The following is a 23,509-nucleotide window of genomic DNA, read 5'->3' as shown; positions in this document are numbered from 1 at the left end:
GCCCGCTGCCCCGACCGGCCCCGGCCGGCCGCCGGCCGACCCTGCAGGGAAAGTGGTCGGAGACGACACGGGGAAGCCGGATCCGCGCCGCACTCCACGTCGTTCCCGACCACTTCCCCCCCGGGAGGTAGGGGCCGGGGGGCCGGTGGCCGGGCCGGGGGCTGGGGGCCGGCGGCCCCGCGCTCGCGGGAAGTGCTCGGGAACGACAGCGGGACGGCCCCTGAGGGACCGTCCCGCTGTCGGCTCTGACCAGTCTCCCCGGGAGGGGGGTGGGGTCAGCCCTTGTTCTTCAGGGAGCGCAGCACGTACTGCATGATGCCGCCGTGGCGGTAGTACTCCGCCTCTCCGGGGGTGTCGATGCGGACCACGGCGTCGAAGCGGACCGGCTCCGCGCCCTCACGGGTGGCGGTGACGGTGACCGTCTGCGGGATGCCGCCCTCGTCGAGCGCGGTGATGCCGCTGACGTCGAAGCTCTCCTCACCGGTCAGCCCCAGCGAGTCGGCGCTCTGGCCCTCGGGGAACTGCAGCGGCAGGACGCCCATGCCGATCAGGTTGGAGCGGTGGATCCGCTCGTAGGACTCCGCGATCACGGCCTTGACGCCGAGCAGCGCGGTGCCCTTGGCCGCCCAGTCGCGCGAGGACCCGGAGCCGTACTCCTTGCCCGCCAGCACCACCAGCGGGACGCCCTGGGCCAGGTAGTTCACCGAGGCGTCGTAGACCGTCGACTGCTCCCCGCCGCGGGTGAAGTCACGGGTGACGCCGCCCTCGGTCCCCGGCGCCAGCTGGTTGCGGAGCCGGATGTTGGCGAAGGTGCCGCGGATCATCACCTCGTGGTTGCCGCGCCGCGAGCCGTAGGAGTTGAAGTCCTTGCGCTCCACCCCGTGCTCGGACAGGTAGCGGCCGGCGGGGCTGTCGGTCTTGATCGCACCGGCCGGGCTGATGTGGTCGGTGGTGATCGAGTCGCCCAGCTTCAGCAGCACCCGGGCGCCCGTGATGTCGCTGACCGGCACCGGCTCGGCCGGCATGTCCTCGAAGTACGGGGGCCGGCGCACGTAGGTGCTCTCCGGGTCCCACTCGAAGGTGTCCCCGGTCGGGGTCGGCAGCGACTGCCACTGCTGGTCGCCGGCGAAGACGTCGACGTAGGAGTCGGAGAACATCTCGCTGCTGATCGCCCCGCTCAGCACGGCGTCGATCTCGGCCTGGGTGGGCCAGATGTCGGACATGAAGACGTCGTTGCCCTGCTCGTCGGTGCCGAGCGGCTCGCTAGCCAGGTCGATGTCCATGCTGCCGGCCAGCGCGTAGACGACCACCAGCGGCGGCGAGGCCAGGTAGTTCATCTTCACGTCGGGGTTGATCCGGCCCTCGAAGTTGCGGTTGCCGGAGAGCACCGAGGTGACGGCCAGGTCGTGGGCGTTGACGGCCTCGCTGACCTCGGGGATCAGCGGCCCGGAGTTGCCGATGCAGGTGGTGCAGCCGTACCCGACCAGGTTGAAGCCGATCTTGTCCAGGTAGGGCGTCAGGCCGGCCTTGTCGTAGTAGTCCATGACCACCTTCGACCCGGGGGCCAGGGTGGTCTTGACCCACGGCTTGCGGGTCAGCCCGCGCTCGACGGCCTTCTTGGCCACCAGCGCCGCGCCCACCATGACGTTGGGGTTGGAGGTGTTGGTGCAGGAGGTGATGGCCGCCACCGTCACCGCCCCGTGGTCCAGGGTGAAGCTCTCACCGGTGGACAGGGTGACCTCGACCGGGTTGCTGGGACGCCCGCCACGCGCGCGCTCCACCAGCGAGCCGATCTTCTCGCCCACGCCGGTCTTGTCCTGCACCCGGGCGGCGACGTCGGAGACGGCGTCCTTGGCCTTCTCGGCCAGGCGGCCGACCAGCGACTCGTGCTGCTCCCCCGGGGTGCTGGTGGAGGGGGTGTCGGAGGCCGGGAAGCTCTCGGCCGAGCCCTCGTCCACCGCGTCGCCGTCGACGTCGACGTGCTTGACGTAGTCGCGCAGCGCGACCCGGAAGCTCTGCTTGGCCTCGCTCAGCAGCACCCGGTCCTGCGGCCGCTTCGGCCCGGCGATGCTGGGCACCACGGTGGCCAGGTCGAGCTCGAGGTACTCGCTGTACTGGGCCTCACGCTCGTCGTCGTGCCACAGCCCCTGCTCCTTGGCGTAGGCCTCCACCAGGGCGATCTGCTCGGGCGTGCGCCCGGTCAGCCGCAGGTAGTCGGTGGTGTGGTGGTCGATCGGGAAGACGGCGATGGTCGAGCCGTACTCCGGCGACATGTTGCCGATGGTGGCGCGGTTGGCCAGCGGGACGGCCGAGACGCCGGAGCCGTAGAACTCCACGAACTTGCCGACGACGCCGTGCTTGCGCAGCATCTCGGTGATGGTGAGCACGAGGTCGGTGGCGGTGGCGCCCTCGGGCAGCTCACCGGACAGCTTGAAGCCGACCACGCGCGGCACCAGCATCGAGACCGGCTGGCCCAGCATGGCCGCCTCGGCCTCGATGCCGCCCACGCCCCAGCCGACCACGCCGAGGCCGTTGACCATGGTGGTGTGGGAGTCGGTGCCGACGCAGGTGTCGGGGTAGGCCTGCAGCACGCCGTCCACCTCGCGGGGGAAGACCACGCGGGCCAGGTGCTCGATGTTGACCTGGTGGACGATGCCGGTGCCGGGCGGGACGACCTTGAAGTCGTCGAAGGCGCCCTGGCCCCAGCGCAGGAACTGGTAGCGCTCGCGGTTGCGGCCGTACTCGATCTCGACGTTCTTGACGAAGGCGTCCGCGGTGCCGAAGACGTCGGCGATGACGGAGTGGTCGATCACCAGCTCGGCCGGGGCCAGCGGGTTGATCCGGGAGGGGTCGCCGCCCATCTCGGCCATGGCCTCGCGCATGGTGGCGAGGTCGACCACGCAGGGGACACCGGTGAAGTCCTGCATGATCACCCGGGCCGGGGTGAACTGGATCTCCTTGCTGGGCTGCGCCGTCGGGTCCCAGCCGGCGAGGTCACGGATGTGCTCGGCGGTGATGTTGCGGCCGTCCTCGGTGCGCAGCAGGTTCTCGAGCAGGATCTTCAGGCTGTACGGGAGCGACTCGGAGCCCTCCACCGCGTCCAGCCGGAAGATCTCGTACGAGGTGCCCGCGACGTCGAGGGTGGACTTCGCGCCGAAGCTGTTCACACTCATCTGGCTCACTTCCCGATGTCGGATCGATTTGTCTTGACGTCAAGATATCACTGCCCGCCCGGGAAGGACTACCCGGCCGGGCCCGGCGGCACGCCGCTCAGGCGGGCGGGGCCAGCACGGCCACGCACTCGACGTGGGCCGTCATCGGGAACAGGTCGAAGGCGCGCAGCGAGGTGAGCTGCCAGCCGGCGTCGACGGCGGTGCGCAGGTCGCGGGCCAGCGCCGCCGGGTCGCAGGCCACGTAGGCGATGCGGCGCGGCCGGCGGGCCAGCACCTCGCGCACCACGGCCGGGCCGGCCCCGGTGCGCGGCGGGTCGAGCACGACCAGGTCGGTGCGGGCCGGCAGCCGCCTCAGCACCTGCGCCACCTTCCCGGCGGTGGCCCGGCTGCCCTCGGCCCCGACGGCGGCCAGGTTGCGCCGGGCGTGGGCCACGGCGGCCCGGCCGGACTCCACGCCCCACACCTGGACGCCGCGGCGGGCCAGCGCCACGGCGAACAGCCCGACCCCGCAGTAGAGGTCGAAGGCCCGCTCCCCCGGCTGCGGCTGCAGCCCCTCCAGCACCACGTCCACCAGGGTCTGCGCGGCGCCGGTGTGCACCTGCCAGAAGCCGTCGGCGGAGACGGCGAGGCGGGCGTCGTCCACCTGCTGGTGGAGCAGCGCGGGTCCGTCGGTGCGCTCGCCGTCGACCAGCGTGGTCACCGACCCCTCGGAGTCGACGGCCGTCTCCACGGTGGCCCCGGGACGCCACCCGGTGCGCTCCGGGCGGGAGCGGGGGTCGCTGATCGGGCACCCCTGCGCCGGGACGGGCTCCAGGTCGTGGGAGCGGTGCCGGCGCAGCGCCAGCACCCCGTCGGCGTCGGCGTGGTAGCGCATCCGGGTGCGCCAGCCCAGGCCTCCCTCGTCGCCGGGCACCGGCTCGACCACCACCTGGCGCTCCAGCCCGGCCAGCCGCTGCAGCTGCTCGGCCACCACGTCGGCCTTGAGCCGGCGCTGGGTGGGCAGGTCGAGGTGCTGGAAGTCGCAGCCGCCGCACCGTCCCGGCCCGCTGACGGGGCAGGGGCGTGGCACCCGGCCGGGGGCGGGTCGCAGCACCTCGACGGCGTCCCCCCGCCAGAACCGGTCGTGGCTGGTGTCGGTGAGCCGGACGGTGACGAGCTCGCCGGGGGCGGTGTGGCGGACGAACACCACGCGGCCCTCGTGCCGGGCCACGCAGTGCCCGCCGTGGGCCACCGGTCCCACCTCGACCGGGCCGACCAGCGCGCCGGGGCCCGCCTCGGTGCTCACCGGGCGACCGGGCTGCCGCCGCGGCGCACCGGGCGGTCGTTCTTGTGGCGGTCACGGGCCCGGGCCGAGGAGCGGAGCTGGTACGGCACCGAGGTCACCATGACGCCCGGGGTGAACAGCAGCAGGGCCTTGAGCCGCAGCGCGGACTGGTTGTGCAGCAGCTGGCCCCACCAGTGGCCGACCACGTACTCGGGGACGTAGACGCACACGACGTCGCGCGGGGACTCGGTGCGGATGGCCTTGATGTAGTCCAGCAGCGGGGTGGTCACCTCCCGGTAGGGCGAGGCGACGACCTTGAGCGGGACGTCGATGCCCAGCTCGTCCCAGGCGGCCATCAGCCGCTCGGTCCGCTCGGGCTCGACCGCCACGGTGACGGCCTCCAGCGTGCTGGGGGCCGCGGCCTTGGCGAAGTAGACCGCGCGCAGGGTGGCCTTGTGGACCTGGCTGACCAGCACCACGGCGCGGACCCGGCTGGGCAGCTCGCCGGTGTCGCCGGGCTCGAGGGCGATCTCCTCGGCCACCGAGTCGTAGTGGCGGCGGATCCCCTTCATGAGCAGGAACACCACCACCATGGCCAGGATCGCCAGGTAGGCCCCCTGGGTGAACTTGGAGACCACCACGATGACCAGCACGGTGCCGGTCATGGTCAGCCCGATGGCGTTGACCACCCGGGAGTGCCGCATCCGCCGGCGCTCCGCCGGGTCCTGCTCGGTGGCCAGGTGGCGGGTCCAGTGCCGCAGCATCCCGAACTGGCTGATGGTGAAGCTGACGAACACGCCCACCACGTAGAGCTGGATCAGCGCGGTCACCTCGGCCCGGAAGACCAGCACCAGCACGGCGGCGGCCACGGCGAGCACCACGATGCCGTTGCTGAAGGCGAGCCGGTCCCCCCGGGTGTGCAGCTGGCGCGGCAGGTAGCCGTCGCGGGCCAGGATGGAGCCCAGCACCGGGAAGCCGTTGAAGGCGGTGTTGGCGGCCAGGAACAGGATCACCATGGTGGCGGCGACCACGAAGTAGAAGCCGGGCGGGAAGGCGGAGAACACCGTCTCGGCCAGCTGGCCGATCGCCGTGCGCTCCACCACCTCGACCCGCTCGCCGTCCAGCGTGTAGTGGGAGTTGCCGAGGTCGACCACCTTCAGCCCGGTGAGCTTGGCCAGCCAGATGACGCCGAGCATCATCGTGATCGAGGTGGCTCCCAGCAGGGCCAGGGTGGTGGCGGCGTTGCGGCTCTTGGGCTTGCGGAAGGACGGCACCCCGTTGGAGATCGCCTCGATGCCGGTCAGCGCCGCCGAGCCGGAGGAGAAGGCCCGGGCCAGCAGCAGCACCATCGCCAGCCCGGTGAAGCCGGCGAACTCGGGGTCGGGTTCGATGCCGTACTGGGCGGAGTGGACGCGCAGGTCCTCGTCCAGCACGAGGATGCGGAACAGCCCGACGCCGATCATGCCGAGCATGGCCACCATGAAGCAGTAGGTGGGGATGGCGAACATCGTCCCCGACTCGCGGATGCCCCGCAGGTTGAGCGCCATCAGCAGCAGGATCACCACCGCGGCCGCGGTGCCCTCGTGCCCGTCGAGGAAGGGCAGCACCGCCTTGGCGTTCTGGATCCCCGAGGAGACCGAGACGGCCACGGTGAGGACGTAGTCCACCAGCAGGGCGCTGGCGACCGAGAGGCCCGCGTGCGGGCCGAGGTTGGTGGTGGCCACCTCGTAGTCGCCGCCGCCGGAGGGGTAGGCGTGCACGTTCTGCCGGTAGGAGGCGATCACCACCAGCATGACCAGGGCGACCAGCAGGGCGATCTTCCAGTCCCAGGCGTAGCCGGCCAGCCCTGCGAGCGACAGGGTGATCAGGATCTCGTCGGGGGCGTAGGCCACCGAGCTCAGCGCGTCGGAGGCGAAGACCGGCAGCGCGATCCGCTTGGGCAGCAGGGTCTCCCCCAGCTGCGTGCTCTCGAGCTTCCGGCCGACCAGCAGGCGCTTGCCCGCGTCGATCAACTTCACGGGCGCCGACACTACGCCTGAACCGGTGGCCGTTCCGCCACGGCAGGGCAGCACGGCCGCCCGACGACGTCCGCGGCCACCTCCCGCCCGGCCCGCGCGGTGAGATAGCGTCGGCCCCGCAGGGACATCGCCGGCAGGAGATCTGTGTGCACATCGTGATCATGGGCTGCGGACGAGTGGGCTCGAGCCTCGCCCGCGGGTTGGAGCGGCGCGGCCACACCGTGGCGGTCATCGACGTCGACGTCGACGCCTTCCGGCGGCTGGGGCCCGGTTTCGACGGCGCGACGGTCAAGGGCGTCGGGTTCGACCGCGGCGTGCTGGTCGAGGCCGGGATCGAGCGGGCCGGCGGCTTCGCGGCCGTGTCCAGCGGCGACAACTCCAACATCCTGGCCGCCCGGGTGGTGCGCGAGACCTTCGGCGTCTCCAACGTGGTGGCCCGCATCTACGACCCCGGACGGGCGGAGGTGTACGAGCGCCTGGGCATCCCCACCGTGGCCACCGTCCGGTGGGCCGCCGACCAGGTGCTGCGCCGGCTGCTGCCCGAGGGCTCGGAGCCGCTGTGGCGCGACGTGTCGGGCCAGGTGCAGCTGATCGAGGTGCACGTCCACCGCGACTGGGTGGGGCGTTCCATCGCCGAGATGCAGCGGGCCGCCCGGACCCCGATCCCGGTGCTGCTGCGGCTGGGGCAGGGCCAGGTGGCCAGCCCCAAGACGATCTTCCAGGACGGCGACCTCGCCTACATGGCCGTGGAGAAGGGCCGCATCAGCGAGGTCGAGACGCTCTTCGCCGGTCCTCCGCCGCGGGAGTGACCGTGCCCGACATCCCACCTGCCACCACCTCCCGGAAGGGGAACCGACCATGCGGGTAGCCATCGCCGGCGCCGGCAACGTGGGCCGCTCGATCGCCACCGAGCTGCTGGCCAACGGCCACCAGGTGCTGCTGATCGACAAGGACCCCCGCGCGATCAAGACCGAGTCCGTGGCCGAGGCCGAGTGGCTGCTGGCCGACGCCTGCGAGCTGTCCTCGCTGGAGGAGGCGGGGCTGGACTCCTGCGACGTGGCCATCGCCGCCACCGGGGACGACAAGGTCAACCTGGTCCACTCGCTGCTGGCCAAGACCGAGTTCGGGGTGCCCCGCACGGTCGGGCGGGTCAACCACCCCCGCAACGAGTGGATGTTCGACGACGTGTGGGGGGTCGACGTCGCCGTGTCGACGCCGCGGCTGATGTCGGCGCTGGTCGAGGAGGCCGTCACCGTGGGCGACCTGGTCCGGCTGTTCCAGTTCCGCAAGGGCAACAGCAACCTGGTCGAGATGACCCTGCCCGACGACTCCCCCGCCGTCGGTCAGCGGATCGGGACGATCGCCTTCCCGCGCCAGGTGGTGCTGGTGGCGATCATCCGCGACGGCCGGGCGCAGGCGCCGCAGCGCGACGCGGCCCTGGAGGGCGGCGACGAGCTGCTCTTCGTCACCGACCCCGAGCACGAGCGGGAGCTGGCCGAGCTGCTGACGCCGCACCACGTCCGTCCCTCGGTGATCGACAACACCGTCGGGCTCTGAGCGGGACGCGGGGACGACCCCGCGGGGGCGTCAGCGGGCGACGCTGAGCAGCTCGTAGCGCGGGTTGAACATCACCCGCTGGCCCTCGACGGTGGTGATCCGGCCCTCGACCTTGAGCCGCACCCCGGGCTCGATCCCGGGGATCGAGCGCCGGCCCATCCACACCAGGGTCAGCGTGCCCGAGCCGTCCTTGAGGTCGACCTGGAGCCACCGGGTGGTGCCACGGGGCTGCATGGTGATGCAGGTGACCGTGCCGCTGGCCGTGACCCGGCTGCGGTCGGCGCACTCCGCCAGCGGGGTCGCCCCGCACTGGCGCACCTCACGCTGGAGCTGCTCGGACTCCAGCTCCTCGTTGGAGGACACCAGCCGGGCCAGTGCCCGGCTGAACGCGCCACGTCGGGAACGCTCCCCGACCTGCTGATCCATCGCTTCGCTCCACATCGGTCCGGGCCCGGGAGGAGTCCCGGGTCCGCACCCCATTGTGCCTCGCCCGGGGCCGGTGGCGAAGCCGTTGCACGTGCTGCTGGACGGTGTCGTCGCCCCGGCGGGCGGGCGGGCGCCGTCGGGGGGCCGGCGGCCGCCTCAGCCGCGGGCGGCCGGCGGCTGCGAGCCCGGTGCGGGACGGATCGCCACGTCGTCGGGGACGGTCATCGGGATCACCTCACCGGCGGCCATGGCGGTGTCGCCCCGGCGCACCACGGTGGAGGCGAACACGTCGTGCAGCTCGTCGGCCGGCGAGGCCAGCCCCTGCGCCAGCGCCGCCTGCCCGTACAGCACCCCTCGCAGCAGCCACCGCGGGCCCTCGGCCGCCCAGGTGCGCGAGGGCTGGTAGCCCTGCTGGCCCTCCGGCCCGGTGACCGGCACCAGCCGGCGGAGCTCGGTGCCGTAGGGGCCCTCGACCAGCGTCACCGTGCCCTTCTGGGCGCGGGTGGCGGCCACCACCTCCTCGCGGATCTCGGCCCACAGCCCGCCGCTGCGGGGTGCGGCGAAGACGGCCAGCTCGAGCGCGGACTGGCCGATCAGCACCATCGCCGACACCACCGCGCCGGTGTCCTGGGCCACCTGGAGGCGCAGCTCCATCCCCTCGCGAGGGGTGATGACCAGCGAGCCGAGGTCGATCCGCTGGACGTCGTCGGCGTCCAGGTCGACCTCGGAGATGTCGAAGGGGCCGTCGGCGCGCCAGTCGCGGGAGCGGTCGAAGGCCGCCCAGTCCCGCTCGCCGCCCTCGCCGGTCTCCTCGCCGCCGTCCTCGGCGGGGGCCGGCTCGGCGGGGACCTCCGCCTCGGCGGCCGGCTCGGCCGGTACCTCGGGGGTCTCGTCGTCGGCGGCCTTGCGGCGACGGCTGAAGATCATCGTGTGCTCTCCTGGGGGTGCTCGGACGGCTCCGCCTGCGAAGTCTGCCACGCACGGACGCCACCGCTGGACCCGTGCCCGCCGGTGGCCCGGGCCGAGGACGCCAGCTCCTCGACCTCGACGAACCGGGCCTGCCCGACCCGCTGCAGCACCAGCTGGGCGATCCGGTCGCCCCGGTGCAGCTCGACCGGGTGCTCCCGGTCGGTGTTGAGCAGGCACACCTGGACCTCGCCGCGGTAGCCGGAGTCGACCGTCCCCGGGGCGTTGACCACGGTCAGCCCGGAGCGTGCGGCCAGCCCGGAGCGCGGGTGCACCAGGCCGACCCAGCCGGGCGGGATCTGCACGGCGATGCCGGTGGGCACCAGCCGCCGCTCCCCCGGCTCCAGGCGGACGTCGACGGCGGTGAACAGGTCGGCTCCGGCGTCGCCCTCGTGGGCGTAGCCGGGCAGCGGCAGCCCGGGGTCCAGCCGGCGCACCGGCACCAGCGGCTGCTCCGGCTGCTCCTCGACGTCGCGGGGCGGGACGGGCGGGGTCGGCGAGGTCACGCGGGAGCTCCTGCTCGGGTGGTGGAGAGGTGGTGCCGGATGGTCTCGACCAGCGCCTCGGGGCGCCGGGTGGCCACCAGCCAGGCCGGGTGGGGGTCGGCCGGGTCGGACAGCTCGACCCGCACCAGGCGGTCGAGGTAGGGCCGCTGCAGCCGCCAGCAGCCGACGTCGGCGCGGCCGCGGAGCCGGTCCTGCACCTCCTCGGCCGTCAGCACCCGCGCCGAGGCCACCCAGTCCCACTCCACCCGGGCCCGCCCGGCCCGCAGCCCGTGCTCGTCGGCCACCACGGGGGCCGAGTGCTGCCACAGCAGCACCGCGGTGACCGAGGTGGAGAGCACCGTCACCACCACGGTCACCCAGCCCGGGGTGACGACGAGGCAGGTGAGGACCAGCGAGGCCACCACGCCGGCGGCCAGCAGCACCCACAGCCAGGGCACGGTCAGTCGTTCGCGGTGGATCACCCGCCCAACCTAGCCCGCTCCCCGGGTCGAGGCCCGTCCGGAGCCGGGACGCAGCACGGGTGCGGACCGGTCGGTCCGCACCCGTGTGGTCGTGGTGTGGTGGGCTGGTGCCGCTGGGTCAGCCGGCGCAGTCCATGCAGTACTCGTCGTTCCCGCGCCGCTCGACGATCTGGCTGCGGTGACGGACGAGGAAGCAGCCGGCGCAGGTGAACTCGTCGGACTGCTTGGGGAGCACCCGGACGGTGAGCTCCTCGTGGGAGAGGTCGGCCCCGGGGAGCTCGAACGACTCCGCCGCCTCGACCTCGTCCTCGTCGACCTTCCCCGAGTTCTTGTCGTTCCGGCGGGTCTTCAGCGCCTCGATGCTGTCCTCGCTCAGCTCCTCTTCGGACTTGCGAGGGGCGTCGTAGTCGGTCGCCATGGTTCCTTCCTGAATCGTGAACGTGCCCCCGAGACGCAGGAGCACGAGCGCATGCATATCACAGCACCCGAACCAGCCGGGCCCACTTGTTGTTCCCGTTTCCGGGCACCCCCAGACGCGCCGGCCCCGCAGGGTTCGGCGCAGGCTCCTCCGGCCTCCCGGGGACGCCCGTCCGGCGCCTCCGGGGACCTCCGGCGGCGGCCGCTCAGCCCGGTGCGACGGCCCCGCACAGGGCCGGACGTCCCGGCTCGCGCAGGTTCGGGCAGCAGCCCACCGGGCAGACGACCAGGCCGGGGCTGCCGCCCTCGATCACGCTGGGCGCCGCCGGTTCGCCACGGGCCACCGCGGCCCGCTCCAGGGCGAGGTCGACCAGCCCCGAGACGAAGGCCGGGTGCGTGCCGGCGGTGGCGGCGCGCTCCATCCTGAGCCCCAGCTCCTCGGCGGTCTCGCGGGCCTCGGTGTCGAGGTCGAAGACGACCTCCATGTGGTCGGAGACGAAGCCGATGGGCGCCACCACCACGCTGCGGACGCCGGCCGCGGCCAGCTCGGCCATCCGGTCGTTGATGTCGGGCTCGAGCCAGGGCTGGCTCGGCGGGCCGGAGCGGGAGCAGTAGACGAGGTCGAACGGGTGCGCCACCCCCGTCTCCTGGCGCAGCTGCCAGGTGATCTCCTGGGCCACCGACTGGTGCCAGTCGACGTAGGAGCCCGTCTCGCTGCGGGGCGGCGGGCCGGCGGTCTCGGCCATCGCGGTAGGGAGCGAGTGGGTGACGAACAGCAGGTGCGGGACCTCGTCGGAGAGGCGCTCCACCGCCTCCCGGACGGCGGCCAGGTTGGCGTCGACGAAACCGGGGTGCTGGGCGTAGTTGCGGACGCGGTCCACCTGCAGCTCGGTGCCGGCGGCGGCCACCGGGGACCAGGCGTCCCACAGGTTCTCCCGGTACTGCCGGCAGGAGGAGTAGGAGGGGTAGGCGCTGGTGGTGATGGCCAGCACGCGCCGGTGGCCGTCCCGGGCGATCTCGGCCATGGTCTCGCCGAGCCAGGGTGCGGTGTTGCGGTTGCCCCAGTACAGCGGCAGCTCGAGCCCGCGGCCGGCCAGCTCGGCGCGCAGCGCCGCCAGCAGGTCCCGGCACTGGTCGTTGATCGGGCTGCGCCCGCCGAAGGCGAGGTAGTGCCCGGCCACCTCAGTCAGCCGCTCCTCGGGGATGCCGCGTCCACCGGTGACCTGGCGCAGGAAGGGCATCACCTCCTCCGGTGCCTCGGGCCCGCCGAAGGAGACCAGCAGCAGGGCGTCGTAGGGCGCGAGCCCGTGCCCGGGGGACGAGGAGGACATGCCCCGCATCCTGCCAGACGCCTCCGCACCGGCCCGCGACGGAGCGTCGGTGCGACGAGCCACCGCAGCGTCCTTCCCACGACGCGCACTGTCCGCGAGGCGGCTCCCGGCCCGGCGGGCGCCGCCGGGGTAGGTTGGGGGGACTATCCGACAGTGGAGGCGACCGATCGAATGCGCACCGCGCGGCCCACGGGGTTGAGCCCCGACGGCTCGGCGCTGATCGTCGTCACCGACTCCGGTGAAGAGGTCGCCGTCGCCAACGACGAGCGTCTCGCGGCGGCGCTGCGGCGCGACCGACCCGGGCTGGCGCAGGTGGAGATGCAGATGGAGAGCGAACTGAGACCACGAGAGATCCAGGACCGGATCCGCGGTGGTGCCTCGCCGGAGCAGGTGGCCGAGGAGGCGGGGGTGCCGCTGGAGCGCATCCAGGCCTTCGCCGCGCCCGTCCTCGCCGAGCGCAACCACATCACCTCGCTCGCCCTGGCCTCCCCGGTCCGGCGCCGTGGCGAGGCGCAGGCCGGGCGGACCCTCCGCGACGTCGTCGGCGAGCAGCTCGGGGCCGTCGGTCAGCGCGCCGACGCCCTCGTCTGGGACGCCTGGCGCACGGAGGACCGGCAGTGGTGGCTGCGGGCCACGCTCCCCGGCGGCGACGGCTCGCCGGAGCGGCGGGCCACCTTCCGCTTCGACCAGCGGGCCCGCTCCAGCGCGGCGGAGGATGACGACGCCCGCTGGATGCTGGGCGAGCTGAGCCAGCCCTCGCGGCCCGGTGCCCGCACCGGCGACCCGGACAGCGAGCCCACCGAGGACCTCGAGGACGAGCTGGCGCTGGTCCGCGCGCTCTCGCAGGGACGCCCGCTGGCCGACCCCGGCTTCCTGACCGAGCCCGAGGACGACCGGGAGGACTCGGGGCCGGTGTGGCGTCCCGGCGCCCCCCGCCACGACTCCGGACGGCTGCCCCGCCTCGACCCCGCGCACCGCCCCGTGCCCGCGCCGGCACCCCGCTCATCCACCCCGCCCTCGCCGCCGCGGCCGGCCGTGGAGGAGCCGGCCGGCGCCCCGCTGGACGACCCCTACGACATCATCCCGAGCGACCAGTCCGACCTCGACGTGCTGTACGAGATGCTCGGCGGGCTGCAGGAGGACTCGGTCAACATCTACGCCGGTCTCTCCGACCCCGTGCCCGGTCCGGACTCGGCGGAGGAGGCACCGACCTCGCGGGCCGAGCGGCGACGTCGTCGCCGCCGCCGCGACAAGGACGCCGACGAGCAGCCGCAGACTCCCTCGGGCGACGCCGGGACCGGTGAGGCGGGCGCCGCTGAGGGGGGCGTCACCGCTGCGCCGGCGGACCCGGCGCAGCAGCCGCCGGTGCAGCCGGACGCCGACCAGCCCGAGCCGGAACCGGTCGACCCGGTCCGGGAGGAGCCGGCGCCGGTCGCCGCGGCCGGGGACGAGACCGCCGACGAGCCGGAGCCGCAGACCGCGTCCGGCGACCTCGAGCAGCCGTCCCTGCTGGACGACTCCGACACCCCGGCGACCGAGCAGCCCGCCCCGGCCCGCAGGAGCGGACGACGCAAGCGCGCCAGCGTCCCCAGCTGGGACGAGATCATGTTCGGGGCGCCCCGCAGCTGAGGGCGGACGGGCGGCCTCAGCCGCCGGTCTGCACCGGGCGGCCGGGGTCGCTGACCCAGTCGCTCCACGAGCCGGCGTAGAGCACGCCGTCCTCGCGCCCGGCCTCGGCCAGCGCCAGCACGGTCTGGGAGGCGGTGACGCCCGAGCCGCAGTACAGCACCGGCTCCGGGCCCAGGTCGCCCAGCACCCGGGCGAGCTCAGCCGGTGGCAGCAGCCGGCCGTCCTGGCCGAAGAGCAGCGCCGAGGGCAGGTTCTGCGCCCCGGGCACGTGGCCGCCGACCGGGTCCACCGGCTCCTCGTCGCCGCGGTAGCGCGCGGCCGCGCGGACGTCCACCACGGGACGGCCCTCGGCCAGCGCCTGCTGCACCCCCGCGGCGTCGGTCGCCGGCAGCCGGGGCGGTCCGGCCACGAAGCCGCCGGGTGCCACCGCGGCCGAGGGCCCGGTCTCGACCGGCTGCCCGGCCGCGCGCCAGGCCGCGAAGCCGCCGTCGAGGACCTGCACCCGGTCGTGGCCGGCGTCGCGGAGCAGCCACCACAGCCGGGCGGCGGGCAGCAGCGCGCCGCCGTCGACGGCCACCACCGCACGGCCCGGGTCGAGCCCGACGCGTCGCATCGCGGCCTGGAAGACCTCGGGCGTGGGCAGGGGGTGGCGTCCCGCCCCACCGCGGGAGCGGTCGTCGTGCCCGCTCAGCTCGTGCTCGAGGTCGACCCACCGGCTGCCGGGCACGTGCCCGGCCTCGAACTCCTCGCGTCCGTCGGGGCCGAGCAGGTTCCAGCGGGCGTCCAGCACCAGCGGCGGGTCGTCACCGGCGAGCAGGCGGGCCAGCTCGTCGGCGTCCACCAGCCAGCGTCGGGTCTGCGCGGTCATCGTTCCTCCTCGAAGGGCAGCGGTTCGGGGTAGCGCAGGGCGCGCGAGCGGGCCGCGGTCATCCTCGCCCGGTGGTGCCGGCGGCACAGCACCTCGTAGGTGACTCCCGCGTCGTCCGGACCACCTGCACCGGGCTCGGCCGGGTCGACCCGGTCACCGGCCCCGGCCTCCACCTCGGCCAGGGTGTCGCCGACCGCGACCTGGGAGCCCTCGGTGACCATGCTGCCGGCGACGATGCGGGCGTTGTGGGTGGCCACCGCGCCGCACCAGCACAGCGGTCGGGTCTGCAGGGTCTCCATCCGGTCGCACAGCTCGACCAGCCGCTGCGAGCCCGGGAACAGCCGGGTCTGGAAGTCGCTGAGGATGCCGAAGGCGAACACGTCCAGCTGCAGCTCGTCGACCAGCCGGGCCAGCTGGTCCACCTGCTCGCGGGTGTAGAACTGCGCCTCGTCGCAGACGAGGTAGTCGACCCGCCGGCCGGCGGTCAGCTCCTCGACCACCCACCGCCACAGGTCCAGCTCCGCGGTCACCTCCACCGCCGGGCGCTGCAGCCCCAGCCGCGAGGAGATCCGCGCCTCGCCGGCCCGGTCGTGGCTGGTGAACAGCGCGCCGGTGCGCCCGCCCAGGGTGTGGGTGTGGTCCATCTGCAGGGCGAGGGTGGACTTGCCGCAGTCCATCGGACCCGTGAAGAAGACCAGCTCCGGCACGCGCGCTCCCCCTCAGTCGACCAGCAGCGGGACGAGCATCTCCGCCGGCGTGAGCGAGCCGTGCATGCCCACCAGGCTCAGCTCGCGGTCCAGGCTGCGGGTCATCACCGCACCGGGACCCCGCATGGCCACCAGCACGTCACCGAAGCGGGCCCGGACGCGGTCGTCGCAGGGACCGAACCAGCCCTCGTCCACCGCCTCGTCGCGGGTCCGCACCCAGGCCTGCTCCCCCAGCCGGTCGCGCCAGCGGGCCGCGACGGCGGCCTCGGGCTCACGGCCGACGTGGAGCTGGCGCAGCCGTCCCTCTCCGGCGAGCTGCTGCACCCCGGCCAGCAGCCCGGGCTCGTCCTCGACCACCAGCTGGTCGGCCCAGGCGACGTCGACCATGCCGTGGTCGCCGGTGACGACGAGGCGCACGTCGTCGGGCAGCGCAGCCCGCAGCCGGGCGCACATGGCGTCGATGCGGATCAGGTGGCGCAGCCACTGCTCGGACCGGCTGCCGTGGACGTGCCCGGTGTGGTCCAGCTCGCGCTCGTAGCCGTAGACCAGGGTCCGCTCCCCCGACACCGCCCGCTGCGCGATCAGCTCGATCCGACGGTCCTCGTCGCGCTCGTCGTCCAGGCCGAAGAAGTCCGGGCCGCGGAGCGCGGCGAAGGTCAGGCCGCTGCCGCGGAAGCGGGACGGGGCGACGCTGGAGACCGAGACGCCCGGCCGCAGCCCCTCGAAGACGGTCGGGCACGGCTGCAGCTCCCGCGGCGGCACGGCGGAGTCCCAGACCAGCGCGTTGAGCACCTCCATCGTGCGCGGGACGAGGAAGCTGTAGCCGGCCATCCCGTGCTGGCCGGGCGCCAGACCGGTGCCGAGCGAGCTGAGGCTGGTCACGGTGGTGCTGGGCACGCCGGCGGTGATGGCGCGGCCCCGCCTCAGCAGCCCGTGCAGGTAGGGCACCTCGCGGGAGACCGAGCGCAGCAGGTCCCAGCCGAGCCCGTCGACCAGCATCACCACCCACCGCTCGCCCTCGGGCAGGCCGAGCTCGGCCGGGGCGGCCCGGCCGTCGGGCAGCTCGGCGCCGAGCCGGTGCGCCACCGCGGGCAGCAGGTCGGCCAGGCTGCTGCGCCCGTAGGCGGGCAGCACCATCTCAGGCAAGGACATCCCGGGCACCCTCAGCGTCCGCGCGTCCGGCCGGCGGCACCGGTGGCCCGCTGCAGCGCGCGGGCGAAGGAGCTGAGCCGCTCGACCTGGGCGGCCCCGTCCGCGGCCACGCTGGCCCGCACGGTCAGGTCGTCGGTGGAGACGGTGCCGGTGAAGCCGTGGTCGGCGTTGCACTGCGGGTCGTCGCAGCCCGCCGGCTCCAGCTCGATGCGGCGCATCGTCCCCCACCCCACGTTCAGCCACACCTCCGCGATGCCGCGGTGGCCCGGGCGCCACGCCGCCGGATCGGCGACCACGGTGGTCAGCCCCACCGCGGTGATCCCGGACAGGCTGATCGACTCGGTGGACAGGATGGCCTGCGGCCGGCCGTCACCCACCGGCTCCTGGCCGGCCGGGGCCTCGTCGGTGTGGACCAGCACGAGCCGGCTGGGGGTGAGCACCAGGACGGTCAGGTGGCGGTGGATCTCGTCGTGGGTGAAGGTCGGCTCCAGGTGCAGGCAGTAGGCGCGGATCTCCTCCTCGTCGACCCCCTCGGCGACGGCGTCGGCGATCAGTGCCGGGAAGTAGCCGCTCGCCGCGATCTCCTCGTAGAGCGCGGCGGCCTGGGTCGAGCTCGAGGTCATGACGGCCATCCTCGCACGCATCCGCCCCGCGCCGCCGCCGAGCGGGGCACCGCCCGGCTCAGAGCGCCCGCACCTGCGGGTCGCGCACCTCGCGGGTGGGCAGCACGGTGATGCGGGCCCCCAGCACCGCCACGTCGCGGGTCGAGGCGAGGCACGGGTTGAGCACGACCTCGCTGAGCTGGGGCAGCTCGTCGGCCATCTCGGCCACCCGGTGCAGCAGCTCCTCCACCCGTGCGACGTCCACCCCGCGGCTGCGGCCCTGGCCGAACAGCAGCGGGGCGGCGCGCAGCGAGCGGACCATGGCGGCGGCGTCGACGTCGGTCAGCGGCGGCACCCGGTGCACCACGTCGCCCAGCATGTCCGAGGCGAGACCGGCCAGCCCCAGCGAGATGACGGGACCGTAGTCCGGGTCCTCCACCGAGCTGATGGCCAGCGACACCCCCGGCGGCATGGTGGCCTGCACCACCGGCTCGGCGAGCGCCTGGTCGTCCACGGAGCCCAGGCCGAGCTCGACCATCAGCCGGCCCAGGTCGGCCCAGGCCGCGGCCATCTCCTGCGGGTCGTCGAGGTGGCGGTGCACGCTGGCCAGGTCGGGCAGCCCGCGCACCGCGGGGGCGGTGGCCTTGAGCACGACGTCCCAGCCCAGCCGCGAGGCCACCCGGGTCGCCTCCTCCAGGGTGCTCACCCGGTAGCGGGGTACCGCCCGGATGCCGAAGGCGCGCAGCAGCGCGGTGGCCTCGTCGTCGGTCATCGCCCGGCCCTCCGGGGCGTCGGTGAGCACGTCGTGGACGATGCGGCGGGCGGCGTCGACGTCCAGCTCGAGCATCGGCACCGCGCCGGGGTCGCGGGCCCGCCAGTGGGCGTAGGCGGAGACGGCGTTGAGGGCGGCCAGCGCGTCGCCGTAGCTGGCGTAGGTGGGCAGCTGGCCCGGGCCGTCGGTGCCGGTCGCGCGGCGGGCCACCCGCTCGAAGTCGACGAAGACGCCGATCAGCGGCTTGACGGTGGTGTCGGCCAGCGCCGACAGCCGGTGGTGGGCGTCGCTGGCCACGGTGTCGTAGACCCCGACCACGACGCACAGCACCGAGTCGTTGACGGGGTCGTCCAGGGCGGCGCGGGCGGCGTCGACGATGGCGTCGGGGCCGGTGTCGGTGGGCAGCGCCACCGGCTCGTTCGGGGTCAGACCCATCCGGGCAGCGGCCGCGGTGACCTGGGCGGCCAGGGTGTCGTCGTTGGTGATCACCCGCACCCGCGGGCCCGAGGGCAGCGGCTGGCGGCCGAGCAGCTTGGCCACGTCGTACATGGCGTCGCGGCGCTCGCAGACGATGACCCCCGACTGGCGGAACAGCGAGTCGATGGCCTCCGGCGGCGCCACCGGGGACGAGCGCCCGCGGACCTGCGGGGAGGAGCGCAGCGAGCGGCTCGGCGAGAACACCACCACCGGCTTGCGGCGCGCCAGCCGGCGCACGATCCGGGTGAACTTGCGCGGGTTGCCGATCTTGTCCAGCGACAGCACGCAGACGGCGGTGCGCTCGTCGTCCTCCCAGAACTGCATGACGTCGTTGCCGGTGACGTCGGAGTAGGCGCCGGTGGAGAGGAAGTTCGAGATGCCGATGTTGTGCTCCAGCGCCGCCGACAGCAGCACCACCCCGACCGCCGCCGACTGGCAGAACAGCCCGACGCGGCCGGTCCGCGGCATCGGCGCGGGGGTGACGTTCAGCCGGTAGGCGTCGTCGGTGTTGATCAGCCCGAGGGTGTCCGGGCCCAGCGCCCGCAGGCCGTAGGCCCGGGCCAGGCTGACCACGGTGCCGCGGCTGGCGGCGGCCGAGCCGCTGGGGCTGAGCACCAGCATCCCCTTGGCGCCCTGGTGCGCGGCGTCGATCACCACCCCGCCCAGCTCGCTCTCCGCGACGGCGACGACCGCCAGGTCCAGCGGGTCCCCGCAGTCCTGCACCGAGGCGATCACCGGCACCCCGGTGACCTCGGCCTCGTCGGTGGCGACCGCCACCACCTCGCCGGTGAACTGGTTGCGGCGCAGCGTGTCGGCCAGCGGCTGGATCCGGCGGCCCGGGCCGAGCAGCAGCACCCGTTCCGGGGTGAGCAGCCGGCGGATCGAGTTGCCCTCGGCGCGGTGCTCGCGGCGCTCCATCACCCCGACCGAGGTGTCGGTGGGCAGGATCGGGAAGTCGACCAGCACCACCCCGTCCTCGAACTGGCGGCTGACCCGGTAGCCGGCGTCGGTGAACACGCGCACCATGGCCCGGTTCTGCGGCAGCACCTCGGCGGTGAACCGGGTGATGCCCCGCTCCCGCGCGGCCTCGGCCAGGTGCTCGAGCAGCAGCGGCCCCACCCCGCGTCCCTGCTGGGAGTCCTCGACCAGGAAGGCCACCTCGGCCTCGTCGTTCTCGACCCGGTCGAAGCGGCCCACGGCCACCATCTGGTCGCGGATGGTGAGGATCAGCGCGGCCCGGGTGACGTAGTCGACGTGGGTGAAGCGCTCGACGTCACGTGGGCTGAGCACCGGGTAGGGGGCGAAGAAGCGCAGGAACTTCGACTCCTCCGAGACCCGGGCGTAGAAGTCCACCAGCAGCTGGCCGTCGTCGGGCCGGATGGGGCGCAGCCGGGCCGTCCCGCCGTCGGAGAGGACGACGTCGGCCTCCCACTCGACCGGGTAGCCGACCGGCAGCTCGGACTCCTGGGCGGACACGCGCCTCATGCTAGCGCCGCCGCCCCTGGGCTCCGCGGAGTCGCCGCCCCGCGGGTCCGTTAGGGTCGGAGGCATGTCGGAACGACCCTTCTACGCCGCGCGGATCGAGGACGGGATCCACAGCAGTCTCAACCGGGTGCTGCGGCGGCTCGGCTGGCGCGAGCGGGTGGTGGGCTACACCGGCTACGGCAACCGCCACTTCGTGCGGGTGCTTGCCCGGGTCGTGCTCGACCCCACCGACGAGGTGGTCCCGCTGCCGGTGGCGCAGACCCTGGACCGGCGTGGCTGGCGCAACTTCCTCGGTGCGCCGGTGACGCGGGCCACGGTCACCGTGCGGACCGGGGACCGGTGGAGCACCGGGACGGTCAGCCGCAACGGCTACCTGGACCTGCGCATCCTCGAGCACGGCCTCGAACCCGGCTGGCAGACGGTCACCGTGCAGACCGAGGAGTCCGACCCGGTCGAGGTCGAGGTGGTCGTGCTCGACGACGACGTCCGCTTCGGGGTGGTCAGCGACATCGACGACACCGTCATCAGCACCTCGCTGCCGCGTCCGCTGCTGGCCTTCTGGAACACCTTCGTGCTCGAGGAGTCGGCCCGTCAGCCCGTGCCCGGCATGGCCGAGATGTACCGCACGCTGCTGGCCGAGCACCCCGGCGCCCCGCTGGTCTACGTCTCCACCGGTGCCTGGAACACCGCGCCCACCCTGCGCCGCTTCCTGGCCCACCACGACTTCCCGCCCGGGCCGCTGCTGCTGACCGACTGGGGTCCCACCAACACCGGCTGGTTCCGCAGCGGACCCCAGCACAAGCTGGACTGCCTGCACGCGCTCGCCCACGACTTCCCCGAGATCTCGTGGGTGCTGGTCGGCGACGACGGGCAGCACGACCCCACGCTGTACAACCAGTTCGCCTCCCGCTTCCCCGACCGGGTCAAGGTCATCGGCATCCGGCAGCTGAACCCGGTCGAGCAGGTGCTGGCGCACGGTACGCCGGTGACCCGGCTCGAGGAGCAGGAGTCGCACGCCCCGCACGGCCCGGTGCCGGAGGTCCGCGCCCCGGACGGGGCGGGGCTGCTCCCCCAGATCCGCCAGCGGCTGCGGGCCCGCGTCGGGGCCTGAGCCGTCCGGCCCCGCGTGCCTGCACCGCGGGGCCGCCCCCACCGGGGACAATGAGCCCGCGCGTGCCTGCCCGGGTGCGTGTCCCGCGACCGACCAGGAGCCCGGCGACCCATGGCCAAGACCACGCCTCCCGTGGACGACGACTTCACCGAGCGGATCCTCGACGTCGACGTCTCCGCCGAGATGCAGACCAGCTTCCTGGAGTACGCCTACTCCGTCATCTACAGCCGCGCGCTGCCCGACGCCCGTGACGGCCTCAAGCCGGTGCAGCGCCGCATCCTGTTCACGATGGACCAGATGAACCTGCGTCCGGACCGCGGGCACGTCAAGTGCGCCCGCGTGGTCGGGCAGGTGATGGGTCTGTACCACCCGCACGGTGACGGCGCCATCTACGACGCGCTCGTGCGGCTGGCCCAGCCCTGGACGATGCGGGTGCCGCTGGTGGACGGCCACGGCAACTTCGGCTCCCCCGACGCCGGCCCGGCGGCGATGCGCTACACCGAGTGCCGGATGGACGCCGCCGCGCTGGCGATGACCACCGGCCTGGACCAGGACACCGTCGACTTCAGGCCAAACTACGACGGCAAGGAGTCCGAGCCGACGGTGCTGCCGGCGGCCTTCCCCAACCTGCTGGTCAACGGGACCTCGGGCATCGCGGTCGGGATGGCCACCAACATCCCCCCGCACAACCTGGTCGAGGTGGTGCAGGCGCTGCGGCACCTGCTCAAGCACCCGGACGCGACGCTGGACACGCTGATGCGCTTCGTCCCGGGCCCGGACCTGCCCACCGGCGGCAAGATCGTCGGCCTCGACGGCATCCGCGACGCCTACGCCACCGGCCGGGGCAGCTTCAAGATGCGCGCCACCGCGCGGGTGGAGCAGACGTCCCCGCGTCGCAAGGGCATCGTGGTCAGCGAGCTCCCGCTGGCGGTGGGCCCGGAGAAGGTGATGGAGCAGCTGAAGAACCTGGTGCAGGCCAAGAAGCTGCAGGGCATCGCCGACGTCAAGGACCTCACCGACCTCACCCACGGCACCCGGCTGGTGATCGAGGTCAAGAACGGGTTCAACCCCGACGTGCTGCTCGAGCAGCTGTACCGGCTGACCGCGCTGGAGACCTCGTTCGGGATCAACTCGGTGGCCCTGGTCGACGGCCAGCCCCGCACCCTGTCGCTGCACGAGCTGCTCACCGTCTACCTCGAGCACCGGCTGCAGGTCACCCTGCGCCGCTCCCGCTACGACCGGGACAAGGCGGTCGACCGGCTGCACCTGATCGAGGGGCTGCTGATCGCCATCCTCGACATCGACTCGGTGATCGCGGTGATCCGCCGCTCCGACGACGCCGCGGCCGCCCGCACCTCGCTGATGGAGATCTTCGAGCTCAGCGAGGCCCAGGCCAGCTACATCCTCGACATGCAGCTGCGCCGGCTGACCCGGTTCTCCCGGATCGAGCTGGAGTCGGAGCGGGACCGGCTGGCCGAGGAGATCGAGCGGCTCAACCGGATCATCGAGGACGAGGCCGTGCTGCGCCAGGTGGTCGGCGAGGAGCTGGCCGCGGTCGCCAAGCAGTTCGGGACGCCGCGGCGGACGGTGCTGCTGGCCTCCAGCGGCGTGACCGCCGCCACCACCGCCGCCCCGCTGGAGGTCGCGGACGACCCCTGCTGGGTGCTGCTGTCCAGCAGCCGGCTGATCGCGCGGACGCCCGCGGGCCCGGACGGCGAAGAGCTGCCCGGCGGCGGGGCCCGGGCCTCCCACGACGTGCTCACCAGCCGGGTGCGGACCACCGCGCGCGGCGAGTTCGGCGTGGTCACCAGCGCCGGCCGGCTGGTGCGGGTGCAGGCCCTCGACCTGCCCCAGATCCCCACCACGGCCAGCGCACCCAACCTGCAGGGCGGGGTGCCGCTCAGCGAGCTGGTGGTGCTGGAGCCCGGCGAGCGGGTGCTGTGCCTGACGAGCCTGCGCCCGGACTCCCCCGGGCTGGCGCTGGGCACCCGGCAGGGCGTGGTGAAGCGGGTGAACCCCGAGGTGCTCAACCGCGACGCCTGGGAGGTGGTGACCCTGCGCGACGGCGACGAGGTGGTCGGGGCGGTCGAGCTGGAGGACCCAGACGCCGAGGAGCTGGTCTTCATCACCAGCGACGCCCAGCTGCTGCACTTCCCCGCCTCCGCGGTCCGCCCGCAGGGCCGGTCCGGCGGCGGGATCGCCGGCATCAAGCTCGCCGCGGGGGCCGGCGTGCTGCACTTCGGCGCCGCCCGCGCCGGCGCCTCGGTGGTCACCGTGGCCGGCAGCTCCTCGGCGCTGCCGGGCACCGACACCGGCTCGGCCAAGGTGACCCCGCTGGACGCCTACCCCGGCAAGGGCCGCGGCACCGCCGGGGTGCGCTGCATGCGGCTGCTCAAGGGCGAGGACGCCCTGCTCACCGCCTGGGTCGGGCCCTCGCCCGCGGCCGCGGCCGGGTCGGGTGCGCCGGTGGAGCTGCCGGCCGTCGACCCGCGCCGTGACGGCTCCGGCCAGCCGGTCGCCCAGCCGGTCGAGGCCGTCGGGTGGCGGCCCTGAGCCTGCCGCGGGCGCGGTGGGACGGCGCCGGGCA

General features: G+C 73.9%; 18 protein-coding genes and 1 pseudogene. 5 read left to right on the top strand and 14 right to left on the bottom strand.

All coding sequences use genetic code 11. From position 1 onward, the window contains the following. Positions 1 to 275: 275 nt before the first annotated feature. From GC722_RS06820 to GC722_RS06810, 3 genes are all read right to left on the bottom strand, one after another. Entirely contained in the window at positions 276 to 3,173 is a 2,898-nt protein-coding gene (locus GC722_RS06820) for an aconitate hydratase (protein ID WP_156609283.1), read from the bottom strand. A gap of 97 nt (positions 3,174 to 3,270) precedes the next feature. Next, complete coding sequence (locus GC722_RS06815) at positions 3,271 to 4,458, bottom strand: class I SAM-dependent RNA methyltransferase (RefSeq protein ID WP_331714471.1); 1,188 nt, start codon at positions 4,456 to 4,458, stop codon at positions 3,271 to 3,273. After that, positions 4,455 to 6,455 carry an APC family permease gene (locus tag GC722_RS06810; RefSeq protein WP_331714470.1) on the bottom strand — a complete coding sequence of 667 codons (2,001 nt, stop codon included), beginning with the start codon at positions 6,453 to 6,455 and terminating at the stop codon, positions 4,455 to 4,457. Before GC722_RS06810 ends, GC722_RS06815 begins: the two co-directional genes overlap by 4 nt. 161 nt (positions 6,456 to 6,616) lie before the next feature. On the opposite strand from GC722_RS06810, the gene GC722_RS06805 reads away from it, so the two are divergent. Continuing rightward, positions 6,617 to 7,264 (top strand): potassium channel family protein, encoded by a 648-nt coding sequence (locus tag GC722_RS06805; RefSeq protein WP_156609741.1) that lies wholly within the window; start codon positions 6,617 to 6,619, stop codon positions 7,262 to 7,264. Positions 7,265 to 7,313: 49 nt separating this feature from the next. Next, complete coding sequence (locus GC722_RS06800) at positions 7,314 to 8,012, top strand: potassium channel family protein (protein WP_156609282.1); 699 nt, start codon at positions 7,314 to 7,316, stop codon at positions 8,010 to 8,012. A 30-nt stretch (positions 8,013 to 8,042) separates the two neighbouring features. On the opposite strand, the gene GC722_RS06795 is transcribed toward GC722_RS06800, so the two are convergent. The 6 genes from GC722_RS06795 to GC722_RS06770 form a co-directional block, all read right to left on the bottom strand. Next, positions 8,043 to 8,438, bottom strand: a complete 396-nt coding sequence (locus tag GC722_RS06795; RefSeq protein ID WP_156609281.1) for an OB-fold nucleic acid binding domain-containing protein — start codon at positions 8,436 to 8,438, stop codon at positions 8,043 to 8,045. 156 nt (positions 8,439 to 8,594) lie between these two features. Beyond that, a complete protein-coding gene (locus tag GC722_RS06790; RefSeq protein ID WP_156609280.1) occupies positions 8,595 to 9,365 on the bottom strand; it encodes a DUF3710 domain-containing protein in 771 nt (256 codons plus the stop codon). Further along, entirely contained in the window at positions 9,362 to 9,910 is a 549-nt protein-coding gene (dut, locus tag GC722_RS06785; RefSeq protein WP_456298111.1) for a dUTP diphosphatase, read from the bottom strand. Before dut ends, GC722_RS06790 begins: the two co-directional genes overlap by 4 nt. Beyond that, a complete protein-coding gene (locus GC722_RS06780; RefSeq protein WP_156609279.1) occupies positions 9,907 to 10,371 on the bottom strand; it encodes a DUF3093 domain-containing protein in 465 nt (154 codons plus the stop codon). Before GC722_RS06780 ends, dut begins: the two co-directional genes overlap by 4 nt. Positions 10,372 to 10,489: 118 nt before the next feature. After that, positions 10,490 to 10,789, bottom strand: coding sequence for a DUF4193 domain-containing protein (locus GC722_RS06775; RefSeq protein WP_156609278.1), 300 nt, complete (start codon positions 10,787 to 10,789; stop codon positions 10,490 to 10,492). 205 nt (positions 10,790 to 10,994) lie between these two features. Continuing rightward, positions 10,995 to 12,119 carry a ferrochelatase gene (locus GC722_RS06770; protein WP_156609277.1) on the bottom strand — a complete coding sequence of 375 codons (1,125 nt, stop codon included), beginning with the start codon at positions 12,117 to 12,119 and terminating at the stop codon, positions 10,995 to 10,997. Positions 12,120 to 12,290: 171 nt separating this feature from the next. Between GC722_RS06770 and sepH the strand changes: the two are divergent. After that, a pseudogene (sepH, locus tag GC722_RS06765) lies at positions 12,291 to 13,299 on the top strand (septation protein SepH); the annotation flags it as partial. Positions 13,300 to 13,764: 465 nt separating this feature from the next. Here the strand turns inward: sepH and GC722_RS06760 are convergent. Genes GC722_RS06760 through GC722_RS06740 form a run of 5 tightly spaced genes read right to left on the bottom strand, consistent with a single transcriptional unit; the run spans position 13,765 to position 19,802 of the window. Beyond that, positions 13,765 to 14,616, bottom strand: coding sequence for a sulfurtransferase (locus GC722_RS06760; protein ID WP_156609274.1), 852 nt, complete (start codon positions 14,614 to 14,616; stop codon positions 13,765 to 13,767). Further along, positions 14,613 to 15,293 carry a thymidine kinase gene (locus GC722_RS06755; protein ID WP_156609739.1) on the bottom strand — a complete coding sequence of 227 codons (681 nt, stop codon included), beginning with the start codon at positions 15,291 to 15,293 and terminating at the stop codon, positions 14,613 to 14,615. The genes GC722_RS06760 and GC722_RS06755 overlap by 4 nt, the downstream gene beginning before the upstream one ends. A 42-nt stretch (positions 15,294 to 15,335) precedes the next feature. Continuing rightward, positions 15,336 to 16,475, bottom strand: coding sequence for an alkaline phosphatase family protein (locus GC722_RS06750; RefSeq protein WP_156609272.1), 1,140 nt, complete (start codon positions 16,473 to 16,475; stop codon positions 15,336 to 15,338). 11 nt (positions 16,476 to 16,486) lie between these two features. Then, positions 16,487 to 17,098: a DUF5998 family protein gene (locus GC722_RS06745; RefSeq protein ID WP_156609270.1), complete on the bottom strand. Its 612-nt coding sequence runs from the start codon at positions 17,096 to 17,098 to the stop codon at positions 16,487 to 16,489. Between the two features lie 58 nt (positions 17,099 to 17,156). Then, a complete protein-coding gene (locus tag GC722_RS06740) occupies positions 17,157 to 19,802 on the bottom strand; it encodes a GNAT family N-acetyltransferase (protein WP_197429873.1) in 2,646 nt (881 codons plus the stop codon). Positions 19,803 to 19,875: 73 nt separating this feature from the next. Here GC722_RS06740 and GC722_RS06735 point away from each other — a divergent pair, with 73 nt between their 5' ends. Together GC722_RS06735 and GC722_RS06730 are read left to right on the top strand one after the other, a co-directional pair. Beyond that, the gene (locus tag GC722_RS06735) at positions 19,876 to 20,922 is read left to right on the top strand and encodes an App1 family protein (protein WP_156609267.1); all 1,047 of its coding nucleotides are present in this window, start codon (positions 19,876 to 19,878) and stop codon (positions 20,920 to 20,922) included. 111 nt (positions 20,923 to 21,033) lie between these two features. Next, positions 21,034 to 23,475 carry a DNA gyrase/topoisomerase IV subunit A gene (locus GC722_RS06730; protein ID WP_156609265.1) on the top strand — a complete coding sequence of 814 codons (2,442 nt, stop codon included), beginning with the start codon at positions 21,034 to 21,036 and terminating at the stop codon, positions 23,473 to 23,475. Positions 23,476 to 23,509: the final 34 nt, after the last annotated feature.

Source organism: Auraticoccus cholistanensis, from assembly GCF_009742705.1.
GTDB classification, from domain to species: Bacteria; Actinomycetota; Actinomycetes; order Propionibacteriales; family Propionibacteriaceae; genus Auraticoccus; species Auraticoccus cholistanensis.
The sequence above is the reverse complement of the archived record's forward strand: the minus strand, read 5'-3'. Positions and strand labels throughout refer to the sequence as shown.